Here is a 22,033-nt window from a genome sequence, read left to right on the forward strand (position 1 = left end):
TACAGCCTCGGCTAGGGCTCGACGTTGAGGGCGTATCCGAGGGTGTGCTCGACCGTCACCAGCCGGCACCACGCGAAGAGCCTCTCCAGGACCGCAGCAGGTCTGAGCGACTCATCCGTGACGTTCCCGTGGCGTTGGACGAACCGCACCCGGCCGAGATGCGCCGCCCACTGCTCGTCCATCACGAGCAGCGATGTCTGGCGCAGGAGCTCGTTCATCTGGTCGTCGCCCATACCCGCCGCCCGCGCGGCCAGCGCGTCCATCAGGAAACGTTCCGCGTCGTTCGGATCTGCGGCCCGGTACGCCTCCGCCCCGAGCACGTCATGCAGGCCGCGCTCGACCTCCCCGGCCCCCCACGCCGACCAGGCAGCGACCGCCGCCGCCGGAATTGACCGCAGCGCCAGCCGGCCGTCGAAGCGGTCCCTGACCTCGTGGCGGTCGCGATAGAAGACGGACCGCTGCTCGTCGATGATCCTCTCGAACGCGAGATCGACCCGGGCGGGTACGGCCCCGCGCGACCGCGACAACCAGGGACGTCGGCCGCGAGGGGCATAATGCCCCAGCCCGAAGATCGCGCCCACCGCGTCGGCGCATCCCGACCGTCGGTCCACAACGCCCGCGAGCGTGCGGTAACCGCGAAGCAGGCCCTGCGTCGTGATATCCGCAAGGACCACGTGCACATCCTCGTCGGCAAGGCCTTCCCGCTGGAGGAGCAACCTTTCCACCTCCCGGGCCACGTCGAGGGCCCGCGCCAGATCCTCCGGTCCGCACGACACAGGCCGCAGTCGACCCACCGCCCCATCGCCGAAACGGATTCCGGCGTCGGGCCCCCCACACCTCGTAGTCCTCGCCCCGCCGAAGCTGCTCCGCCTTCGCCGCCACCCACTCCGCCCGGCCCGACGGCGAGTGCGATCCACGTCCCGAGAGATAGGTGATGACCGGTGCCGCGTCAACGAGGACGGCGCAGCCGTCGGCGACGACCGCCGCCGCGAGGCCCCGCTGCACCGCCTCCGCGGCCGAGTCCCGCAGGTTGTCGCGGAGATAGTCGGCGGCGAGTTGCTTGTACGCGCCGACGGTAACCGTCGCCGCGTACGCGCGCCGCCGCCGCGGCGCGTCCGTCTCGGCGAGCACGAGCCCGGCGTCACCGGGCAGCAGGTCCATCACCGACGCCAGCAACGCGTGCACCTCGCGGCTGCGCCAGTCGTCGGCAGTCACGACGTGGACGCCGTCGCCGGCCAGCCCGAACCAGTAGGCCGCGAGCGTGGTGGCCGCGGCGATGTCGCCCGTGGACCGCAGCTCCGCCACCGCACCCTGAGTCATGGCCGCCGCCGCCGCGACGGCACGGTTCGACACGCCGGCGCCGCTCGCGCGCGACAAGGCTTCCCGGCCGAGAGCCATGGCCCGCGCCGTCAACTCCCTCGAGATGCCCACGTCCGCCCGCTCGGCGGCGAGGCCTCGCGAGGCTCCCCGGAGCTCATCGGCGGACGAGCCGCGGACCGTCGACCCCAACGCGTTGGTCCGCCCGACGAGCCACGAGACGTCCTCGGTACCGACGGGCGTCACGACGACCTCCAGGTTCTGCTCGCCGACTTCGTCGTACGCGCTACTGACCACGGCGGCGGCGCCCGTGGTTCAAACATTGGTCCTAACAGATGAAGGTGTGGGCCGACTACCCTGACCTGAATCGGACCAGCGCTGGCATCTCACTCTCTGGAGACCATATGCGCGGCACCAGTATTGGCGCGTGCCCGCTCCGCGCCCATCTCGATCCGCGCCTCCTACGGTTCAGCGCCGGGGCCACGGCGGGCGTGCTTGCCGTCGTGCTGCTCATCGTTGACGTCGCTCGACCATTGGGTCTCGGCCTGCTCGCCTCCCAGGTCGCCATGTTCGCGTTCACCGCGTTCGTGAGTTTTCAGTGGTCGTTGTGGGCGCAGATCTTCGCCCGTGTCATCTGGCCGCGGATCGGAGCGCCAGCCGAGTTGGAGGATGCTCGGCCACCGAGATTCGCGCAGTTCATCGGCTTCGTGTTCACCGCCTTGGCGCTGACCACCTTTGCACTCGGCGCCGATGTCGCCGGCTACAGCCTCACCGCCCTCGCCTTCGGCATGGCAGCCCTCAACGCGTCCACTGGGCTGTGTTTGGGGTGCAGGGCCTACCACCTGATCCGCCGACTGAAACCGGCCTGAGTCTGGTCGACCGCGAAGCCCACAAATCCAGTTCAGCCCCCGCTGCCGTACGGGCGGGTAATGATCTCGAGGAAGTGCCCGCTGGGTTCTTCCCAGTAGACGCCGCGCCCGCCGTCATTGGTGTTGATCTCGCTGGGGCGACGTCGCCCCGGGTCGGCCCAGTAGGCCAGACCCCGAGCGCGGATCCGGCCGAAGATCTCGTCGAACTCCGCCTCGCTCACCAGGAACGCGTAATGCTGCGGGTGGACCGGCCCATTGTCGTCGGCGAAGTCGAGTGAGACCTCGTTGTCGACCTGTACGACCAGGAACGGGCCGAACGGCTCGGGCGCAGCCAACCCCAGGATCTCGGCGACGAACGTGGCCGACTGTCGCTTGTCGCGGACCCGCACGATGGTGTGATTCAACTGGACAACCATCCATCAAGTCTGCCGCGTGTGATCGCGGGAAGACCGCCCTTCCGGCGGGCGCCCACAGTGCTAGGTACTTGGGCTCATGTCTGCCGTCATCAGTGCCGGGATCCTGGGCGCATGTCTCGGGCGCCGCGCGGAGCGGATGGATCGGTGAGGATCGACGTCATGGCGGACAGGTCGTGGCGATGGTGGGGGTTTCTGGCTGGTCTTGGCGGGTGCCTGTTTCTCGTCGTGGCGACCTCGCCCGGGTACGCCCCGGTGCCGCCGTTCATCGCCACCCCAGGTCTGCCGGGCTATCACGGCCAGGGTTGGTTGCTCGCGCTCGCCCCCATCGTGGTGACGGTGGCCGGTCTGTGTCTGCTGCGCTGGTGGCCGTACCTGCTGCTGGTTGCCGGCCTGGTGGGGTTGCCGTATGTCCTTGGCCAGCTGACGACGATGACGCACCCGACGTTGCTGTCTCTCGGGCACACCTGCGCGTACCCGCTTGCCGTGGTCGGCGTTCTTGCCTGTGCGCAGGGTCTGCTGAGCAACGCTTCGCCGGGTCTCGGCGCGGCCCTGGTCGGGTTGGCGTTCGGGTCGCGGCTGTTCGGTTCCGCGATGGTCGGATCGGGCTGGTTGCAGGGGGATCTGACCCGGCCGGCCTGGCACGCGGGCATGATCGGGACCGGTTTCGCGTTGATCGCACCGGCGGTCTGGCTGGTCCGCCGTGGCGATCGCGCGGCGGTCGGGCCACCGGACGTCGGCCCGTGGCATTGGCGCCGGCTGCGGCTGGTCATCGCCGCAGGCCTGGCACTGTGCCTGGTGCTGTCGCTGTCGGGGTTGACCACGGAGCGGATGGCGTCGCTGCTGGACGTCAGTTTCTCGGCCGTGTACCGGCATCCGATGGTGGCGGTGGCGGTGGCCGGCGCGATCACACTGGTGATCGGGGTCTGCCTTGCGGCGGTCACGGGGCTGTGGTCGTTGTCGGCGGCGATCGCGGTCGCGACCGCTCAGGTGGCGGTCGCGGCGCCGCTGCTCCTCGCGTACACGGCGCTCGCCTGGGTGGGACCGCTGCGATGGCTGGGCGCGCTGGCCGGGGCATTGATCGGCGCGGCGGCCGCGAGCAGCCGCTGGCGGATCCCGGCTGCGGCGACGCTGGCGGCCGGCGGGGCGACGGCGCTGTTCATCGCGTACGCGGCGACCACCGGTCACCCGGAGAAGCTGGCCGACCAACATCGCGTCGTGCCGGGCGTGCTGCTGCTCGTGCTGGTCACGGCGGCGGGGACCGCCGTCGCCGGCGCGACCGCCCCGGTGCTCGCGCCGCGTGGGGCCATCCCGGCCGTGCTCGGTCCACTGGTCGGCGTGCTGGCGGCCGGCGGGCTGCAGACGGTCCAGGTGACCTACGTGCAGGAGGACGGCCTGCCGGAGTCGTCGTACCTCAACCCGGTGTCTCACCTCACCACCTCGGCCATCCTGCTGCTGGCGGCGGGCGCGGCGATCGGTGGAATCGGTGTCGCGCACCATATCGCCGAGCGTTGGGCGGAACGAAAGCGCGCCGAGCTGATCCGGCAGGAGGCCGCCGCCGCCGAACGGGACCGGTTGGCCCGCCCGATCCACGACGGCGTCCTCCAGGTGTTGGCTTTGGTGCAGAGGCAGGGCCCGGAGCTGGGCGCGACCGGCACCCAGTTGGCGACGTTGGCCGGTGAGCAGGAGATCGCCCTGCGCACCCTGCTCACCGGAGGTGACGCCGTGGCCCGGCCCGGGATCGAGGCGGACCTGCGGACGGCGCTGTCCGCCCTGGCGTCCACCGTGGTCGAGGTCTCCGCGCCGGCTCAACCGATCGTGCTGCCCGCGCGCGTGGTCACCGAGCTCACCGCGGCCGTGCAGGCCGCTCTCGACAACGTCCGCCGGCACGCCGGCGGGACCGCCCGGGCCTGGCTGCTGGTGGAGAACGAACCAGATGGCGTACGCGTGACCGTCCGCGACGACGGCGTCGGCTTCGAGCCGGAGCGGCTCTCCGACGCGGCCCGAGCCGGCCGGCTCGGAGTGGCACAGTCGATGCGCGGCCGGATCGCGGACCTGGGCGGCACCACCACCATCCACAGTAGTCCGACGGAAGGCACCGAGGTCGAGTTCTGGGTACCGCTACCCAAGTAGAACCGCGCCGCAGCGGCGTCAGCGGCCTAGGCGGGACTGCCACGACCAGGCGGCGATCCCGACTCGATTTCGGACACGGAGTTTGCGCTGGATGCTGGTCAGGTGGGTCTTGACCGTGCCGGCCGTGATGTAGAGGCGAGCGCCGATCTCTCGGTTGGTCAGGCCGTCCGCGACGAGGGCCACGATGTCGAGCTCCCGGTCGCTCAGCGGGGGTTCGGCAGGTTGCGGGCCGTGCCGGCCGGCGGATAGCTCACGCAGGAGTCGCACGGTCACGGCCGGGCTGATCAAGGCGTCGCCGGCCATCGCCGCGCGGACGGCCTCGGTGAGCAGTGCCGGGCCCGAGTGCTTGAGCAGGAAGCCGCTGGCCCCGTGGTGCAGCGCTGTGTGGACGTATGCGTCGAGGTCGTACGTGGTGACCACGACAACCCGCGCGGTGACGGGCGCGTCCGGCGCGCACAACCGTCGGGTCAGCTCCAGCCCGTCCATGCGAGGCATTCGGATGTCGGCGATCACCACGTCGGGGCGCAGCCGAGAGGCCAGTTCCAGGGCTTGCTCGCCGTCCGCCGCCTCACCGACCACGTCGATGTCTCCCGCGACACGCAGGATCGTGCGGTATCCGAACCGGACTGGCTCCTGATCGTCGGCGATCAGCACTCGTACGCCTGCATCGGTGCTCATGCGGGTCCCCGCAGGGCCGCCGCGGGCAGTTCGGCTCGCAGGCTCCAGCCCGCCGGGCCTGTCTGTCCGAAGGAGAGTGTGCCGCCGAACAGGCCGAGGTGCTCGGCGAGCCCGGCGAGCCCCGTGCCACCGCGGCGGTCGGGCTGCGGTGGCACGGGCCGGGCGGGTGCGTCGGCGCCCTGCTCGTCGCTGACGCTCAACTCCACGCCGCCGTGATGCCGGCGTAGACGCACCTGGACGGTCGCACCGCGGCCGGCATGGCGGCGCACGTTCGTCAGCGCCTCGAGGACCACCCGGTAGACGGCGGCCCCAGCCGGCGCCGACAGCTCCGACGCGAGGCCGGACTCGGTGTCCAAGCTCACCGGACCGTCCCACGCCAGCGCGAACCGGCGTACGAGCTCCGGTAGCTCGGTGGCGCCCGGAGTGTCCAGGTGAAGGCGGCCGACCGGATCCTGCGGGCCGCGCTCCTCCAGCTCGCGTAACAGCCGCATGGTCCGGTCCATCGCGGACAGGGCCCGCACACCATCGGCCTCGACGCGCTCGAGCACCACGGCCACGTCTTCGTGGCCGACGGGCAGCAGGATGCGGGCCGCCTGGACCTGCACCACCATCGCGCTCACGTCGTGGGCGACGAAGTCATGCAGGTCGGTCGCCAGTTGCACCCGCTGTGCCCGGCGGGCCTGCCGCACAGCCCGCACGCGTGCGGCGTCGAGCTGGCGCAGGTAGAGGCCGAAGCAGACGCCCGCGATCCCGGCGAGCGACCAGAACAGGCACGCCGCCACCCCGGCCTTCCAGTTCGTCACCGCGGGCCCGGTGATCGGCAGGGCCAGCAGGCTTTCGGCGAGGATCGTCACGGACGACGCGGCTGCCGCGGTCCGTGGTGTCGCCCACCGGCACACCAGCACGACGTTCGCGGCGAGAGCGGCGGTGCCGAGCAGGGGCCAGACGCCGACGACACTCGGTGCGCCCTGGCTGTGCCACAGCACCGAGGCCAGCAGTGTGCCGGACGCGGCCGTGCCCGCGCCCGCCGCGACAAACGGCCGCGCCCGTGCGGTGGCCTGCCCGGCCAGCGCTGCGAGCGCGGGCCCGGCGAACAGCAGCTCGATCACCACGGCCACAACGTAGCCCGCGTCCGCATGCCGCTGGTATCTGCCGATCGGGAGATACCGGTGCGGCGGCCGGCCCGAGACGCTGGATCCATGATCGACCGACTGATCTACCCGGCCGCGCTGGCCGGCTCGCTGCTCATGACCGCTGTCGGGGTGCTGTGGTGGCTGGCCCCGGGCAGTTACCCGTTCGGCCCGGACGACCGCTACGCCGACCTGGCCCTGATGACGTACGTACCAAGGGGCGCGGCGATCGCGGTCGCTGTGATCCTGGGTATCGCCGGGATGGTGCTGGCGGCCGGCCGCCGCGACGGTCCGGTGGCGATCGCTTTCGCGGCCGTCGCCGCCACCGTCCTGGGCCTGCTGGTGCCCGACATCCAAGTGCTGATCCTCGCCGCGTACGCGATGGCCCTGGCGGTGCCGTCGGCACTGGTCGCGGTCCTGGCGAACCGGCTCCTGCCCCGGCTGCCCGTGGCCGCCGTCTTCGCCGTGGCGTTCGCGGCGGTGCTGGGATGGTTGTCGTACGTCGCCCGCGACGCTGACCCGATCGGTGCGCGTCCGCTTTTCGTGTTCGGCTCTTTCGCCGCCGGCGCCGTCTGGGCCGCCGTCCTCATCCGCCTGCTGCGCGCGGCCGGCGGCGACCGACCCGCCTGGACCCAACCGGAGGCCGCTGCCCGGTGGGGTCGGACGCTGACCTGGGCGGCCGCGTTGTGCCCGCTGCCGTATGTCCTGACCCGCCTGAGCTGGCTGACGCCATGGCCCATCGGCGAGAGCGCGGAGACCCTGGCGGCCCATCCTGGCCTGCGCATCTTCGGCCTGGCCCTGGCGTTGGCGGGTGAGGGCGGAACCTGGCTGACCCTGGGGCTGATTCGGCCGCGCGGCGAGACGTTCCCGGCCTGGCTGCCGGTCGTGGGCCGCCGCCCGGTCCCGGTCCTGGCCGCGGTGATCCCGGGGCTGCTGGCCGCCGCGGCGATCACGATCGCTGGGCACTCGATTCTGCAGCAGGCCGTCATTACCGGCGACTACCTGCTGGTGCTGCTGATGCCCTTTCCGCTGTGGGGACCACTGCTGGCGGCGGCGACCTTCGGCTACTGGCTGCGCCGCCGTCCGTCCCCGATCCCGAGCAGACCTCAGGTCAGCGTCTGACCGGGCTGCGGCAACGCCAAAGCCGCCTGCTCGCGACGTAAGTTCGTCCTGACGGCGCTGACTGCCGCGCGCCGCGCTCACCGCTTCAGGACTGGACGGTTCACCGACAGAGGAGAGGTAAGCCAATGAGCAGCCGTGTCGACACGACCATCGCGTCATGGCGCGCCGCCGGCGAGTCGCGCGATGCCGAGCTCGCGGCCACCTGCTTGGCCCAGGAGGTGCAGGTCATCTCACCGTTGACGGCACGGTTTCGGTTCCAGGGCCGGGCCCAGGCCAGTGAGATGCTGAGTGCCGCCTTTGAGGTCATCGATACGATCCGCTTTCACACCGAACTCGGCGACGAATCGGCCCGGGCCCTCTTCTACTACGGACGCTGTCGCAAGGAGGAGTTCGAGGAGGCGCAGTTGCTTCGATTCAACGCAGATGGCCTGATCGAAGAGCTGACCTTGTTCGGTCGACCATTGCCCGGAGTCACCGCCGTCATGGCGGCGATCGGGCCGGTCATGCTCAGGCGGCGACAACAACCGATCCTGGCACGCATGATCCAGGCCGCCACCGCCCCGCTTGCTCTGCTGACCCGCACCGGCGAGAAACGCCTCGTACCCCTCGCCGACCCGAACCGGCCCGCCCCGAAGGGCAACCCGGGATCAGCGTCGTAGCCCTTTCCTGGTTCGGAGGGTGTGCGGTGGCCGACGCGTCCATGGACGGCCGGGTCGGTGTCGGCCAGGGCGTTAGCGACTCTCGATCGTGTCCAGCGCCGGGGCGGCAACAGCGAACGCCTGGTCGGTGAGCTCGGCCAGGCGTCGCTCGTCGTCGCCGGGCTGCCACTGCTCGAGCACCACGTCAAAGGCCAGCAGGGCCATGCCCGCCGCCATCCGCGGATAAGGATCGCTGTCCAGACGAAGGTGGTGGCGTCGGGCCAGCTCGGCGGCCAGCCCCGCCCGTACTTCGGTCTGGCGTTCCAGCCATCGCGCGTACAGGGCGGGTGTGTCCAGGATCAGGCGGACCACGACGCGGGAGCGTTCGATGTGATCGGAATGCTCGCCGTCGCACGCTTCAGCCAGGGGCGCCCAAATCGCCTCACGCAGCGCGACGGACGGCGGCTCGGCGCGCGGGCGGTCGCCCAGCGATGCGACGACCATCTCACCCATGTCGGCCAGGAACCGCACGACCACGTCCTCCTTGGACGCGTAGTAGCGGAAGAACGTCCGTCGGGACATGCCGGCGGCCGCCACGATCTCGTCCACGGTCACCGTGTCGAATCCTTGGACCGCGAGCAGCATCAGCGCCGCGTCCCGTAGCTCGTCGGCGACCAGCCGCCTTTTCCGCTCGGCCATGGTGCCGCGTGGGATTTCCGCCATCCCGCGATGCTACTCCATGCCCATCTTGACACTCAGTGCCATTGGGGGCACGGTGGAGCACATGACCGCTGATACTCATTGGACACCCGACCGGATCCCCGACCTGACCGGCCGCACCTTCGTGGTGACCGGAGCGACCAGCGGCCTGGGTCTGTCCACCGGCCGGGAACTTGCCGCGCGTGGCGCCCGGCTGGTGCTCGCCGTCCGTGACGAGTCGAAGGCCCGCCGGATCTTCGGCGCCGCCGTAGAGATTCGCCGACTCGACCTGGCCGACCTCGGCTCGGTCCGCGAGTTCGCCGCCGGGCTTCACGAAGACCACCACCACCTCGACGTCCTGATCAACAACGCCGGCACGATGGCCACGCCGCACACGCTCAGCCCACAGGGCCACGAACTGCAATTCGCCACCAACCATCTGGGCCATTTCGCCCTTACCGGCCTGCTGCTCGACCTGCTGCTCGCCGGCACCGACCCGCGTGTCGTCACGGTCACCTCGGTCAACCATCGCCGGGCCCGACTACCGTTCCCCGCGCCGGCGCGCTATTCGCCGATGCGTGCCTACAACACCTCTAAGCTGGCCAACGCGCTGTTCGGCTACGAGCTGCACCGTCGCCTGACAGCGGCGGGCAGCCAGTTGAGGAGCATCCTCGCCCACCCCGGATACACGGCCACGAACCTGAAGACCAGCGCCACCACGCCGATATGGCGTTTCCTGCTGGGCGGCATCGGCAATCGCCTGCTCGCGCAGCCGGTCGAGCAGGGTGCCTGGCCCCAGCTCTTCGCCGCCACCGCCACGGAAGCCCACTCGGGCCACCTGATCGCCCCGCACGGTCCTGGCGAACTCCGCGGCTACCCGACCTTGCGCAAGCTCTCCCCCGCCGCCACGCGCGTCGACAATGGACACGAGCTGTGGACCCTGTCCGAGCGGACCACCGGAGTGCGCTTCGGTCAACTCATCGCCCAAGCGGAAGCGACCGCGCAGGAAACAGAGTGACGCTCCGCCTCAGACGTGGTGTCTCGCGGCGAACGATCGGGCCAGCACAGAAGAAGAGGTTCTCATGTTCGCCGCATATGCCGCCGTCACCATCGTCGCCGCGGTCTTCACCGGCGCCGCCGCAGTCACCTACCTAATCGATCACGACTATCCCAAGGCTCAGTTGGACATGAAGCGGCTGCCACGCTCGTGGGGACCGGTGTTGGGCGTGTTGCTGGCGGCGGGTTCGTTGGGGTTGCTGGCCGGGTTCGCCGTTCCGCTGCTGGGCACGCTCGCCGCTGCCGGCCTCGTGGCGTACTTCGTCGGCGCTTTCGGCGCCCACCTGCGGGTGGGCTCCCGCGACCTCGTCGGACCAGCCGTGTTCTTAGCCCTCTCCGTGGCGGCCCTGACCCTGAACATCGCCCACCACCGCCTGTCCTGACCTGCCGGCCGTGGCAGCCGCGACCGGGGAGCATCGCTGGGGACAGCGGATTCCGCATTGGGTGCCCCACCTCAGGGACCGTCCCATTCCGGCGCGTCCAGTCGTGCTCGTCGCGGTCGCCGGCGGGTCGTTGCTCGTCGCCGTCTGCGTGTATCTGATCCTGAACCAAAGGTTCCAATTCGTGGAACGCGGTTGGGTCGGAATCGGCCGCGACGAGCCGGCACATCCGGCTCCTGGCTGGGAAGTGTTCCGATATTACGTCCCTCTCGCGGCATGGGGCCCGCTCGTGATAGCCACGGCCGTCGACTACGGTCGGCGCGCCACCGCCCTCGAACACCGCAACAGTGGGGACCGATGACCTGGTGCGGTGCCGCCGATCGTCAACCGTGACCGGGAGCGTCCGCCGTCCATCGTGGAGTCTTCAGCCGTCATCACGCGCGCTTGAGGGCAATGGCTGCCGCCTATGACGCGCACGGCCCAGCCGGCCCAGTCCTACTGGCAGGTGCTGCGCAACGGGCGGCGCGCAACGCTTCTTCTCGGGGACGCCATCTCGAAGATCGGCCCGCGCCGCCGCAGGCGCCTACGTTTTGTGGCCTTGTCGAGACCCACCGGGTACTAGTCCACGAACATGTTGGGCTGGCCGTTGGATGCCGAAAGGCCGCCGTCGACCACGAGGTGGGACCCGCTGACAAAGCTGGCGTCGTCACTGGCGAGGAAGGCGATGACGCTTGCGATCTCGCTCGGTTGGGCGTGACGGCGCATCGAGATTCGTTCGTAGAACTTCGCGAGCATCTGCGGGTTCTGCAGGTTCCCCTGTGTGAGGGGCGTATCCGTGAGGCTCGGGTGGACGGCGTTGACGCGGATCCCGTCCCCGCTGTGGTCCAACGCCATCGCATTGGTCAGGTTGACCACGCCGCCCTTGGCGGCGTTGTAGGCGGCGAGGTTCCAGTCGGCGCCGAGCCCGGACACCGACCCGACGTTGACGATGTTGCCTCGCACCTTCCGCAGGTGTGGGATGGCGGCCCGACACGTGAAGAAGACGCCGTCCAGGTCGACGCCGAGGGTCTGCCGCCAGTTCGCGGTCGTCGTCGTCTCGACGGTGCCGGGCGCTCCCGCCCCCGCGGCGTTGACGAGCACGTCCAGCCGTCCGTGTCGCGTCACGACCGTGTCGACGAGCACGCCGACGGCTTCCTCGTCCGACACATCGGTCGGGTGGGGCTCGATCGCGGGATGCGCCGCCGCCGTCTCACGGAGCTTCTGCACTGTTCGTCCGACCGCGATGACCGTTGCGCCTTCCTCTGCGAACCGCACTGCGGTGGCGGCGCCGATGCCCGAGCCAGCGCCGGTGATGATGACAACCTTGTTGTCGAAACGCGAGGTTGGAGGAACGTTCGACATGATTGACTCCTGCATTTTGCCGAGCGGGAAACAACGTCGTCGTTGAGCGATTAACGGTTTTCGACGCTAGACCCGAGACGACATTTAAGTGATGTGAGTAGGCGCACCTCGATGGCCCGAGCTATCTAAGATCCTTCGGGTGGCCGTTGCCGGTGCGCTCGTGAACAACGCCGCCGCGATGTGGCCGGGCGGCCATTGATGTCTCTGTGGATCGCGCGGTCTTCGGTGGTGGACGCTGGCCATCGCAGCCAGGACGGCGGCGGGAGCTTCCGAACAGACGCCGCCAGGTCAGGGATTATGCCGATCAGCTGTGCTGGGATCCGCAGCACGTCCGCCGTGGGTGGCAGCCGGGGGACGCGGTCGCGACCAGGGCGAGAGTCTGGCCGCGGTGACCCAGGCGACCACGACAGCGACGATCACCACCGAGATCAGGTTGACGGCTTCGGCCTGTAGGAAGAGCAGCGTCAGGAGTACGGCCGTGAGTGGCAGGCCGCCGAGCATGACTACCGTCATCGCCCCGACGCCCATTCCGACGCCGGCGGTCAACGGCAGGCCGGCCAGATGTGACAGGGCCAGACCACCGGCGGCGCCGATGAACATGCCGGGGAAGGTCGGGCCGCCGCGGAAGCTGCTCAACGACACGCTGTACGCCAGGCTCTTGCACGCGACGAGCAGCAGCAGTTCGCCGACCGACCAGGCGCCGGCCTGTTGGATGAGGGGTGGGAGTGCGGTCTGGCCCGAGAACAGGACCTGCTCGGGGCCTTTGTCGGTGACCGCGGCGAACAGGGCCGCGAGCCCACCGACGACCAGACCCGCCACGGGTGTGGCCAGCAGCGTGCGCCGCGACACGTACGGCTGGATCTGGAAGGCGAGGCGGCGGATCGCGGTGCCGAGCACGCCCGCGGCCAGCCCAATGGCGATGGCCCAACCGAACTCGCCCACCGTCGGCGTGCCGAGCACGGGGATGTTCGGCACCGCCAGCGAGAACGTGCCGAATCCGGTGATGTGGTTCAGTCCGACGAAGATGAGCGCGCCGATGCCCGCGGCCAGCAGCCCGGGGGCCAGCACCACGCTGACCATGCTCCCGCCGACGCCGACGGCCTCCAGTAGCAGGAACGCACCCGCGAGTGGGGAGATCAGCAGGGTCGAGATGGCGGCGAAGCTGCCGGCCGCACCGACGATCACCAGCGCCTTCGCCGGCGCGTCGCGCTTGACCAACCGGGCGATCAGCACCGCCAGGCCCGAGCCGATAAGTACCAGCGGCGCCTCCGGACCGAGTACGGCTCCGAAAGCGAGGGTGGCCAGCGACGCGGCGGCGACTCCGGGCATGTCGCGTGCGCTGACGGTCGGGCCTGCGACGAAGCCTTCCGCCGGGTTGTGGCCGCCGGTGCCCGGCAGGTAGCGGAGGCTGAGGCCGACCAGCAGGCCGCCCACCGCCACCATCGGGATCGGCCACCACACCGGAGTGCCGGCGAATCCCAGGTCGTGCGGCAGGTCGGTGAGGAAGAAACGCTGGGCTTTGCTGACAGCTTCCAGGTAGAAGTACGCGACGATCGCCACTGGTACGCCGACCGCCGCGCCCAAGATCAGCAGCGCGATGTAGCCGCGGCTCCTGAGCAGTTCCATCGGGGTGGGCGAGCCGGCCGCGGTCGAGGATGGACTAGCCACGACCGTCCTTGGCGTCGGCGTGCCCACCCATCCGCGACTCCTTCCGAGCCGCGCCTCGTCAGGCCCGGCTGACAGTTCGTAAGCCGATCTTCCGTAGATTCCGTCGCCCGCGGGCTGACATCGCGAAATTCGCCGAGGCCGGGTCTCGAACGGCTGACACGGTCGTGCCCGTCGAGCACCGCGGCTACCGAGGCGGCGTAGCCGTCGTTGGCGGTGCCCCGTGTCGTGGAGATCGGCCGAGCGCCCAGCGGATCGCCAGCACCGCCCCGCTGAGCGTGAACAGCGCACCGGAGACGGCGAGCCAGCGGATGAAGTAGGACACCCGTGGCTGACCGGTTGCCGCCTGGTACGTGTCCTTGCCGAGGTCGAGGATCCCGGGCAGGAAGACCAGGAAGAGCAGGCCCGCGGCGAGCGCGGGAAAGCGGATGTGGTTGAGCAGCGCGCGCCGGGCGGCCGAGTCGGTCCCGGTCGTGCGGCGCAGGAGCCGGTCGAGTGCCGCGTAGGTCGGGAACAGGACCAGGTCGTGCGCCACTGCCGCGCCGACGAACCAGAGCAGCATTCGCCAAAGGGTCGCCTCGCCGGAAACGAGGAACACCACCCACCCGGCGATCGTGAAGCAGGCCAGGAGCAACAGCGCGTGCGGCAGTCCTGCGCCGTAGTCGGCGCGCAATCGCTCACGCATCGTGGAACTCGATGTCGGCCACCCATTTGGTGCAGTGCACTCCGGGCAGCGCCGGCACGATGATCCGGGCTGGGAAGCCGTGATCGGCCGAGAGGTCGACGCCGTTGACCCGCAGCGCGAGCAGCGCGTCCCGATCGGTGACCTGGTTGGACTGCAGCGTCGCCTGGCGGAACAGGCCACCTTGTTCCAGCGAGCGCACGTGGGCCGACGCCGGGTCAGGGACGCCAGCGAGCACGGCCAGGTCGGCCAGGCGTACGCCGGTCCAGGTCTGCATGGTCGACCATCCCTCGACGCACGCGATCGGCAGACGGGCGGTGTGCTGGGTCATCGCCAGCAGCGTGGCCCGGTCGAGTTGGACGGTACGACCGCCACCGGTCAACGTCAGTCGCCACGCCTGACCGGTTTCGGCTGGCTGGATGCCCGCCGCGGTCGCGCTGCGGTTGACCTGGAAGCCGTTCGGGCCCGAACCCGGGTTGCGACCTCTGGGCAGCAGTAGAGCAGTGCGGCGAAGTGGTCCATCCAGGCTCTGCCCGATCGTGAGCAGCGCCAGCAGCAGCGAGCCACCGCCGACGACGGCCAGGAGCCCGCGCCGACTCAGTGTCGGTGGTCCTGGTCGCTCGGCGACGAGGCGATCCGGGTCGGGTTGTTCCGGCACGGCCGGCCGGCGCTTGCGCAGCGTGGTGACCAGGCGTGGCAGCTTCAGCGCGACGTGGGCGACGAACGCGCCGATGAACACCCACGCGCCGAAGTAGTGGGCGGTGTAGAAGTCGAACCCGAAGAGGTACGCGTACTGGATGTTGAGCACTCCGGTCGCGGTCTCGAAGAGGATTCCGCCGACGAGCAGCAGCAGCGAGATGCGCTCCAGCACCTGCGCCACCGAGCGAGCGGGTGGCCACTCGAACAGCTTGGGGATCACCGACCAGAGCTTGGCCAGCACCACCGGGATGAGCACGATCCCGAGCCCGACGTGCAGTCCTTGGGTGAGCCGGAACAGCCAGGACGGGCGGGTCGGCCAGTCGAACGTCGGCAGCCGGAGCCAGCTCACGTGGGTGGGGAAGGCCTGACCGAACTGCGGCCCGTACGCGGCGTAGTCGAGCAGTCCGGTGATGATCACCAGCGGCAGGGTGACGAGCAGGACGAGCCCGAGGACCGAGGTCAGCCATGGGCCGCGCAGCGGGCTGCGCCAGCCTCGCCGGACGGCGTCGGCGCCGGGCGGCGGGTGCCGATCCAGCTCGCGCCACAGCCCACGCGGCGCGCCATACCCGTGATCGTCCCTTGCAGACACCGGACGTCCCCCTCCGGGCTCGGATGCGAGCCCTGCCGGCAGGTTATGCGCGGGCGACCGGCGACGGCCGGATTTGCGGCATTACCGAACCCTTACCAGCGGGGGTGTTGTGAACTCCTTACGGCTTGGCCGAACTGGCCCGCGACGGGTCCTGACGTTCGTACTCTGAGTCGAATGCGGGTACTGGTCACCGGCGCCGCCGGATTCGTCGGATCGCAGGTCGCGGACGCACTCGTCGTGCACGGGCACGAGGTGGTCGCGCTGGACGCGCTGCTGCCACAGGCACACGGCGGCGCGTTGCCCGAATGGTCCCGCCGGCACGCGGTGGTGCACGGCGACGTGCGCGACCCGGCCCTGCTCGACCGCCTGCTGACCGGGGTGGACGCGGTGTGCCATCAGGCGGCGATGGTCGGCCACGGCCTGGATCCATCGGACGCGCCGGAGTACGTCAGCCACAACGACTACGGGACGGCCGTGCTGCTGGCCGCGATGCATCGATCCGGCGTTCGTCGGCTGGTCCTGGCGAGCTCGATGGTCGTTTATGGCGAGGGCCGTTACCGGTGCGCCACCCACGAGGTGATCCGGCCCGCACCGCGCGCCGCGGCCGACCTCGTCGCCGGTCGCTTCGACCCGAGCTGCCCGCGGTGTGGCCGCACCCTCGCGCCGCTGCTGGTCCCGGAGGACGCGCCGCTGGAGCCGCGCAGCACCTACGCGGCCACCAAGCTGGCACAGGAACACCTCGCCGCGGCGTGGGCTCGCCAGACCGGCGGGGACGTGTGGGCCCTGCGCTACCACAACGTCTATGGTCCGCGGATGCCGCGCGACACGCCGTACGCCGGCGTGGCCGCCATCTTCCGCTCCGCACTGGCCGCCGGATCGGCACCGCGCGTGCTCGAGGACGGTCGGCAGCGCCGGGACTTCGTGCACGTCACCGACGTGGCCCGGGCGAACCTGCTGGCCCTGACGACGCCGGCACCGGGCGCGCTGGTCCCCGTCAACGTCTGCTCCGGCGAGCCGCACACGGTCGGTGAGCTCGCGACGACGCTCGCGGCGGCCATGGCGGGACCCGCTCCGCTGGTCGTCGGTGGGGCGCGGGCGGCGGACGTACGCCACGTGGTCGCCGACCCCCGGCGGGCAACCGAGTTGCTCGGCTTCACCGCACGCGTCAGGTTCGCCGAGGGAGTCGCCGCCTTCGCCGTCGATCCGCTTCGTGCGCCTGCCGCGGTCAGGACACCGTCCAGAGCAGATGGTTGACCGCCAGCGCGGTCAGTGCCTGGCCCATCAGCCACCACCGACGCGTGTGGGGTGGGAGCAGGGCGACGGCGGGGAGCAGCCAGACGGCGAACGGCAACCAGATCCGTTCGACCTCGGCCTTGCTCATGCCGGACAAATCCGCGACGGCGATCGCGAGGGCGGCCGCCACCGGGAAGAGCACGGTCGGCGGCGGCAGCCGGCGAAGCCGCAGCGCCGCCAACGCCCGACACAACGCCGGACCCGCCACCGGGCCAGCTGACAAGACCAGGGCGGCGATGTTCGCCCAGACCCAGTACGCGTACGGCCGCTCGGCAGCCCAGCCCTGGTAGTAACGCTGCACGACGAGCTGGTACCCCTCCCACCACGCGAAGCCGGCCAGCGTGAAGACCGCCACGACCACACTGACGCCCCCGAACGCCGCGAGCAGCACGGCCCCGCGGCGTGCTGCGCGCGAGGCGACGGCGGCCAGCGCGAGGAGCCCGACCAACACGAACCCGTACGAGAGATAGAGCGCGAGCCCGAGCAGCAGGCCGCCCGCAGCCGCGACAGCCAGCCTCCGGGAAACCAGCAGCGCCACACCGGCGGCGACCACCGCGGCGAAGATGCCGTCGGCGGAGGCGCCGATCCAGACCGCGCCCGGCAGCAGCACCAGGAACGGCACCGCGGTGCGGGCGGCATCCGGTGAGCCGAGTGCGCGCAGCGTCACCGGCACTGAGACCGCCACTGTCGCTCCGATCAGCACGCAGGCCAGCCCGGCCGCGGTGCCCCCGCCCAGCCCGACCCGATCCAGGAGGACGAACAGCAGCAGCGCGCCCGGCGGATGCCCAGCGGTGTGCGTCGACCACGAACCGGGCTGGAAGTCGAGAATCCGGTCGGCGAAGCCGGCGAGCAGCGCGCCCACGTCGGTCACCCGCGGCACCTCGGTCAGGTACTCCGCCTGCGCGGTGAGCCGTTCGGCCAGCCCGGCCGACCAGCCATCCACCATCGACAGCGACAGGGTCCAGCACACCGCGGCGACCCAGCCGACGGCCAGCACGGCGCTCCACGGCGCTCTGCGGGCCCACGGCACACCCCAGCCGATCACCACGGCCGCGACCAGCACGGCGGCCGGCGTACCCCAGCCAACGTGCGGTCCCCAGGTCGCGAACAGTGGGGCGGCGTCGGCATGCAAACCGACCCCGCGGTGGTTGCGCAGTGCGCCGACGACGATCGCGAGGCCGACCAGCGCACCCTCGAGCCCGAGCACGACGACGTCCGCGCTCAACCGGGCCCGCACTCGAGGGGCGATCACGACAGCCATGACGATCGAACATATCCGCCCGGACCAGCGCGCAGGAGCGGAACCGGCCCGTCGTCACCGGATGGTAAGAACCGCTGGCAGCGGTAAGGGATCGGTAATCCGTGTTCGCCTACGGGAGCCGCTTGGTCCGCCATAGCGTCGATGACATGCCAGAACTGTCCAACAGCGACGGTGCCCGTTCCGCACCCGTCGATGTGGTACTGCCATGCCTCGACGAGGCCGCCGCGCTGCCCGGCGTGCTCGCCGCGCTCCCGCCCGGATACCGGGCCATCGTGGTCGACAACGGATCCCGGGACGGCTCCCCGCAGGTCGCGACCCGGCTCGGCGCCCGCGTGGTCCACGAACCTCGGCGCGGCTACGGCGCCGCCGTGCACACCGGCCTGTCGGCGGCGACAACTGAACTGGTCTGCGTGCTGGACGCCGACGGCTCGTTCGACCCTCGCGAGCTGCCGGCATTGATCGCGCCTGTAGCGGCTGGCCGCGCGGACCTGGCCGTCGGGCGGCGACGGCCGGTGGCCGCCGGGGTATGGCCCTGGCACGCGCGGGCCGGCACGGCGCTGGTGGCCGCCCTGCTGCGCCGCCACGGCGTCCCGCTGCACGACCTGAGCCCGATCCGGGCCGGCCGCCGGGAGGCACTGCTCGCCCTCGGCATCCGGGACCGCGCCTTCGGGTATCCGCTGGAACTGCTGCTGCGTGCGGCGGCCTCGGGCTGGCGGATCCAAGAGATCGACGTGGTATACGCACCGCGGGCGGCCGGAACCAGATCCAAGGTGTCCGGCTCGGTACGCGGGACCCTGCGAGCCACCCGCGACTTCGCCGCCGTGCTTCGTACCGTCGGCATGCCCCGATGACAGTCCTGCTGGTGATGGCGAAGGCACCGGTGGCCGGCACGGTCAAAACCCGGCTCTGCCCGCCGGCCACCCCTGCGCAGGCCGCCCGGATCGCCGCCGCCGCGCTGCTCGACACCCTCGACGCGGTGCGGGCAACCGGACTCACGCCGGTCCTGGCCCTCGCGGGACGGCCGGCTGACGGACTGCCCGCTGCTGCTCTGACCGGGTGGACGGTGCTGCAGCAGCACGGCACGGGACTCGGTGACCGGCTCGCCCACGCCCACGCCGACACGGCCGCGCTGTTTCCCGGCAGCCCGGTGCTGCAGATCGGCATGGACACGCCACACGCCGGACCGGCCATGCTCGTGGCCGCGGCGAGGCGGCTCGACGCCGCCGACGCGGTCCTCGGCGCCGCGGCCGACGGCGGGTGGTGGTCGCTCGGTCTGCGCGACCCCCGGCACAGCGTCGTGCTGCGAGACGTTCCGATGTCCACACCCGACACCGGACGGCACACACTGGACGCTCTGGCGAGCCGCGACCTCCAGGTCGCGGCGTTGCCCGTGCTGCGCGACGTGGACGAGTGGCCGGACGCGCTCGCGGTGGCCGCCGAGGTCCCAGCGAGCCGGTTCGCCCGGGAGGTCGCCACCGTGCGGCGCACGCTCGTGCCCAGCGCGACCTCATGAGGCCCGGATCGCTCGCGACGGATCTCAATCCGACCGGGTTCGGGGCAGCTATGCGCGGCGAGGCGACCTGGCTCGTGCACGATGACGGGAAGCGGGTCAGGCTGCCGGTCCACCGCTGGCACGGCCCGGCCGAGCCGGAGACGGCCGAGGTGGTGAACCGCTGCACAGGCCCGACGCTCGACCTCGGCTGCGGGCCAGGGCGGATCACGCTGGCGCTCGGGCGCGCCGGCGTCACCGCGGTCGGGATCGACGTCAGCGAGGATGCGATCGCGGCCGCCCGGTCCCGCGGCGCGGTAGCGATCCAGCGGGACCTGTTCGACCCGCTGCCGGCCGAAGGGCAATGGAGCCACGCGGTGCTGCTCGACGGCAACATCGGCATCGGCGGCGACCCGGTGGCCCTGCTGCGGCGCTGCACGTCGCTGCTCCACCCGGCCGGCACCATTCTGGTCGAGCTGGACCAGCCCGGCAGCGGGTCCTGGCGCGGGTCCGCCCGAGTCGCGTCGGCGACGCTTGGGGAGGCGTTTCCATGGGCCCGGCTCGACACCACCTCGGCGCCGCCCGTCGCCGCGCGAGCGGGTCTCGCGGTCCGAGCGATCGCCCAACGCGGCGGCCGGTGGTTCGCCGAGCTGAGCTCCCCCGACCGGCGACCGTAAGGAACTGGCAAGGACTCCTCCGGCCACCCGTGGTTACGCTGGCGCTGCGGACAGGGCGGGAGGTGGACGATGACGCGGCGCGTGCTCGTGGTCGACGACGACCAGACCGTCAGCGACGTCATCTGCCGCTACCTCGAACACGCCGGATACGCGGTCGGTCACGTAGGCGGACGGCGCCGAGGCCCTCGCCGCCGTCCGCCACGAGGCACCCCACCTGATCGTGCTCGACGTGATGCTGCCGACGGTCAGCGGCCTGCAGGTATGCCGTGAGCTCCGGTCCCGGCCCGACGGCGTGCCGATCATCATGCTGACCGCGCGGGGCGACGAGGCGGACCGGGTCCTCGGTCTCGAGCTCGGCGCTGACGACTATCTGACCAAGCCGTTCTCCCCGCGCGAGCTGGTCCTGCGGGTGGGCTCCGTGCTGCGCCGCGCGGGCGCCGGCCCGGCGCCCGCGACCGCCGAGGTGCTCCGCGACGGTCCGATCGAGGTACTCACCGGGCCGCGAGTCGCCCGGCTCGGCGGCGCCGAGCTGACCCTGACGCTGCGCGAGTTCGATCTCCTGACGCACCTGCTGCGCCACCCGGCTCGCGCCTTCACCCGCGCCGAGCTGCTCGAGCAGGTGTGGGGCTGGACGTTCGGCGACCAGTCGACCGTGACCGTGCACGTGCGGCGCCTGCGGGAGAAGATCGAGAGCAACCCGGCCGACCCGCGGCGGATCATGACTGTATGGGGCGTCGGATACCGCTACGAGCCGTCCGATGCGTGACCTCGCCCTGATCTTCGCGATCGCCCTGGCGGCGGCGCTCACCGTCGGCCTCGCCGGCGCCCTGCTCCTGCGCCTGCTGCGAGCCCGGTCGATCCTCGTTCACCTCTCCGCCCTACTCACCTGCACCGTGCTCGCGGTCGTGGCCGGGGTGGCCGCGGTGGCCGAGGCGATGTTCCTGTCGGCCCACGACCTCGAGGTCGTCTTGATCACCGTCGCGGCCGCGGCGGCCGTCAGCCTCGGCGTGGGCTGGCGGTTCGGCCACCGGCTCGCCCGCGCCGCGGTCTGGACCGACCAGGCCCGGGCCCGCGAACAGCGGCTGGAGAAGGACCGCCGCGACCTCGTGGCCTGGGTCTCACACGACCTGCGGACGCCGCTGGCCGGCTTGCGGGCGATGGCCGAAGCGCTGGAAGACCGGGTGGTCGACGACCCAGCGACGGTCGCCGAGTACCACCGGAGAATCCGGCAGGAGACCGATCGGATGACCCGGCTCGTCGACGACCTCTTTGAACTGTCCCGGATCAACGCGGGAGCGCTGCGGCTGTCGCCGACCACCGTCCCGCTCGGCGAGATCGTCTCGGACGCCCTCGCGGCGGCGGCACCGCTCGCCACCGCCCGGCGGATCCGGCTGGTCGCGGCGAAGTCGGGCTGGCCAACAGTCACGGCCAGCGAGCCGGAGCTCGCCCGAGTGATCGCCAACCTGCTGCTCAACGCCGTCCGGTACACACCTGATGACGGCACAGTTCGGGTCGAGGCTGGCCGCGAACCCGACGCCGCCTGGCTCGCCGTGGCCGACACCTGCGGCGGGATCGCACCGGCAGACCTACCGCGACTCTTCGACGTGGCCTTCCGCGGCGAACGGGCGCGTACCCCGGCCCAGCCGACCGGTGGCGCCTTCGGCGGTCTCGGGCTCGCGATCGTGCACGGCCTCGTTCAGGCGCACGGCGGGTCGGTCGACGTGCACAACACCGCGGAAGGCTGCCGATTCGTGGTCCGACTGCCGGCGGGCAACGCCGGCTGACGCGCCGCCGGGAAGAAGATCTGTCAGCGTTTGGTAAGGGTTTTCCTGGGCAGGATGC

General features: G+C 71.2%; 21 protein-coding genes and 2 pseudogenes. 12 read left to right on the plus strand and 11 right to left on the minus strand.

The window, feature by feature from the left end:
• Positions 1-11: 11 nt before the first annotated feature.
• Together BLV39_RS44390 and BLV39_RS45155 are read right to left on the minus strand one after the other, a co-directional pair.
• On the minus strand, positions 12-716 hold the full coding sequence (locus BLV39_RS44390) for a hypothetical protein (RefSeq protein WP_239083417.1): 705 nt from the start codon (positions 714-716) through the stop codon (positions 12-14).
• A gap of 139 nt (positions 717-855) precedes the next feature.
• Positions 856-1,614, minus strand: a pseudogene (locus BLV39_RS45155) (DEAD/DEAH box helicase family protein); the annotation flags it as partial.
• A 107-nt stretch (positions 1,615-1,721) separates the two neighbouring features.
• On the opposite strand from BLV39_RS45155, the gene BLV39_RS29155 reads away from it, so the two are divergent.
• On the plus strand, positions 1,722-2,186 hold the full coding sequence (locus BLV39_RS29155) for a DUF4395 domain-containing protein (protein WP_176985128.1): 465 nt from the start codon (positions 1,722-1,724) through the stop codon (positions 2,184-2,186).
• Between the two features lie 32 nt (positions 2,187-2,218).
• Here the strand turns inward: BLV39_RS29155 and BLV39_RS29160 are convergent, their stop codons facing one another.
• Positions 2,219-2,602 (minus strand): VOC family protein, encoded by a 384-nt coding sequence (locus BLV39_RS29160; protein WP_090799839.1) that lies wholly within the window; start codon positions 2,600-2,602, stop codon positions 2,219-2,221.
• Between the two features lie 159 nt (positions 2,603-2,761).
• On the opposite strand from BLV39_RS29160, the gene BLV39_RS43740 reads away from it, so the two are divergent.
• Complete coding sequence (locus BLV39_RS43740) at positions 2,762-4,732, plus strand: ATP-binding protein (RefSeq protein WP_204082577.1); 1,971 nt, start codon at positions 2,762-2,764, stop codon at positions 4,730-4,732.
• 18 nt (positions 4,733-4,750) lie between these two features.
• Here BLV39_RS43740 and BLV39_RS29170 read toward each other — a convergent pair whose 3' ends face one another.
• Both BLV39_RS29170 and BLV39_RS43195 read right to left on the minus strand, forming a co-directional pair.
• Positions 4,751-5,410, minus strand: coding sequence for a response regulator (locus tag BLV39_RS29170; protein ID WP_090799840.1), 660 nt, complete (start codon positions 5,408-5,410; stop codon positions 4,751-4,753).
• Complete coding sequence (locus BLV39_RS43195) at positions 5,407-6,522, minus strand: sensor histidine kinase (protein WP_176985129.1); 1,116 nt, start codon at positions 6,520-6,522, stop codon at positions 5,407-5,409. The genes BLV39_RS29170 and BLV39_RS43195 overlap by 4 nt, the downstream gene beginning before the upstream one ends.
• 87 nt (positions 6,523-6,609) lie before the next feature.
• On the opposite strand from BLV39_RS43195, the gene BLV39_RS43200 reads away from it, so the two are divergent.
• Together BLV39_RS43200 and BLV39_RS29185 are read left to right on the plus strand one after the other, a co-directional pair.
• Entirely contained in the window at positions 6,610-7,662 is a 1,053-nt protein-coding gene (locus tag BLV39_RS43200) for a hypothetical protein (RefSeq protein WP_090799844.1), read from the plus strand.
• Positions 7,663-7,787: 125 nt separating this feature from the next.
• Positions 7,788-8,321: a hypothetical protein gene (locus BLV39_RS29185; protein WP_090799845.1), complete on the plus strand. Its 534-nt coding sequence runs from the start codon at positions 7,788-7,790 to the stop codon at positions 8,319-8,321.
• A gap of 72 nt (positions 8,322-8,393) precedes the next feature.
• Here BLV39_RS29185 and BLV39_RS29190 read toward each other — a convergent pair whose 3' ends face one another.
• Entirely contained in the window at positions 8,394-9,023 is a 630-nt protein-coding gene (locus tag BLV39_RS29190) for a TetR family transcriptional regulator (RefSeq protein ID WP_090799848.1), read from the minus strand.
• Between the two features lie 61 nt (positions 9,024-9,084).
• Here BLV39_RS29190 and BLV39_RS29195 point away from each other — a divergent pair, with 61 nt between their 5' ends.
• Positions 9,085-10,017: an oxidoreductase gene (locus BLV39_RS29195; RefSeq protein WP_090799850.1), complete on the plus strand. Its 933-nt coding sequence runs from the start codon at positions 9,085-9,087 to the stop codon at positions 10,015-10,017.
• Between the two features lie 64 nt (positions 10,018-10,081).
• Positions 10,082-10,438, plus strand: a complete 357-nt coding sequence (locus BLV39_RS29200; protein ID WP_090799851.1) for a DoxX family protein — start codon at positions 10,082-10,084, stop codon at positions 10,436-10,438.
• A 615-nt stretch (positions 10,439-11,053) separates the two neighbouring features.
• On the opposite strand, the gene budC is transcribed toward BLV39_RS29200, so the two are convergent.
• The 4 genes from budC to BLV39_RS29225 form a co-directional block, all read right to left on the minus strand.
• Positions 11,054-11,836: a meso-2,3-butanediol dehydrogenase gene (gene budC, locus BLV39_RS29210; RefSeq protein WP_204082576.1), complete on the minus strand. Its 783-nt coding sequence runs from the start codon at positions 11,834-11,836 to the stop codon at positions 11,054-11,056.
• 288 nt (positions 11,837-12,124) lie between these two features.
• Entirely contained in the window at positions 12,125-13,504 is a 1,380-nt protein-coding gene (locus BLV39_RS29215) for a chloride channel protein (RefSeq protein WP_204082575.1), read from the minus strand.
• A 184-nt stretch (positions 13,505-13,688) separates the two neighbouring features.
• Entirely contained in the window at positions 13,689-14,186 is a 498-nt protein-coding gene (locus tag BLV39_RS29220; RefSeq protein WP_176985130.1) for a hypothetical protein, read from the minus strand.
• A complete protein-coding gene (locus BLV39_RS29225; RefSeq protein WP_090799861.1) occupies positions 14,179-15,471 on the minus strand; it encodes a molybdopterin-dependent oxidoreductase in 1,293 nt (430 codons plus the stop codon). Before BLV39_RS29225 ends, BLV39_RS29220 begins: the two co-directional genes overlap by 8 nt.
• 174 nt (positions 15,472-15,645) lie before the next feature.
• On the opposite strand from BLV39_RS29225, the gene BLV39_RS29230 reads away from it, so the two are divergent.
• Positions 15,646-16,725 carry an NAD-dependent epimerase/dehydratase family protein gene (locus tag BLV39_RS29230; protein WP_090799863.1) on the plus strand — a complete coding sequence of 360 codons (1,080 nt, stop codon included), beginning with the start codon at positions 15,646-15,648 and terminating at the stop codon, positions 16,723-16,725.
• Here the strand turns inward: BLV39_RS29230 and BLV39_RS29235 are convergent.
• Positions 16,697-18,040, minus strand: a complete 1,344-nt coding sequence (locus tag BLV39_RS29235) for a hypothetical protein (RefSeq protein ID WP_373315200.1) — start codon at positions 18,038-18,040, stop codon at positions 16,697-16,699. The genes BLV39_RS29230 and BLV39_RS29235 overlap by 29 nt on opposite strands.
• Before the next feature lie 131 nt (positions 18,041-18,171).
• Between BLV39_RS29235 and BLV39_RS29240 the strand changes: the two genes are divergently transcribed.
• The 5 genes and pseudogenes from BLV39_RS29240 to BLV39_RS29260 all read left to right on the plus strand — a co-directional run bounded on the left by BLV39_RS29240 (position 18,172) and on the right by BLV39_RS29260 (position 21,975).
• Entirely contained in the window at positions 18,172-18,876 is a 705-nt protein-coding gene (locus BLV39_RS29240) for a glycosyltransferase family 2 protein (RefSeq protein ID WP_090799867.1), read from the plus strand.
• On the plus strand, positions 18,873-19,538 hold the full coding sequence (locus BLV39_RS29245) for a TIGR04282 family arsenosugar biosynthesis glycosyltransferase (protein WP_090799869.1): 666 nt from the start codon (positions 18,873-18,875) through the stop codon (positions 19,536-19,538). Before BLV39_RS29240 ends, BLV39_RS29245 begins: the two co-directional genes overlap by 4 nt.
• A complete protein-coding gene (locus BLV39_RS29250; RefSeq protein WP_090799870.1) occupies positions 19,535-20,191 on the plus strand; it encodes a class I SAM-dependent methyltransferase in 657 nt (218 codons plus the stop codon). The genes BLV39_RS29245 and BLV39_RS29250 overlap by 4 nt, the downstream gene beginning before the upstream one ends.
• Positions 20,192-20,260: 69 nt before the next feature.
• Positions 20,261-20,957 (plus strand): annotated as a pseudogene (locus tag BLV39_RS29255) (response regulator transcription factor).
• Entirely contained in the window at positions 20,950-21,975 is a 1,026-nt protein-coding gene (locus BLV39_RS29260; protein ID WP_090799871.1) for a sensor histidine kinase, read from the plus strand. Before BLV39_RS29255 ends, BLV39_RS29260 begins: the two are co-directional and overlap by 8 nt.
• Positions 21,976-22,033 lie beyond the last annotated feature (58 nt).

The sequence above is a fragment of the Asanoa ishikariensis genome (assembly GCF_900107455.1).
GTDB lineage: Bacteria > Actinomycetota > Actinomycetes > Mycobacteriales > Micromonosporaceae > Asanoa > Asanoa ishikariensis.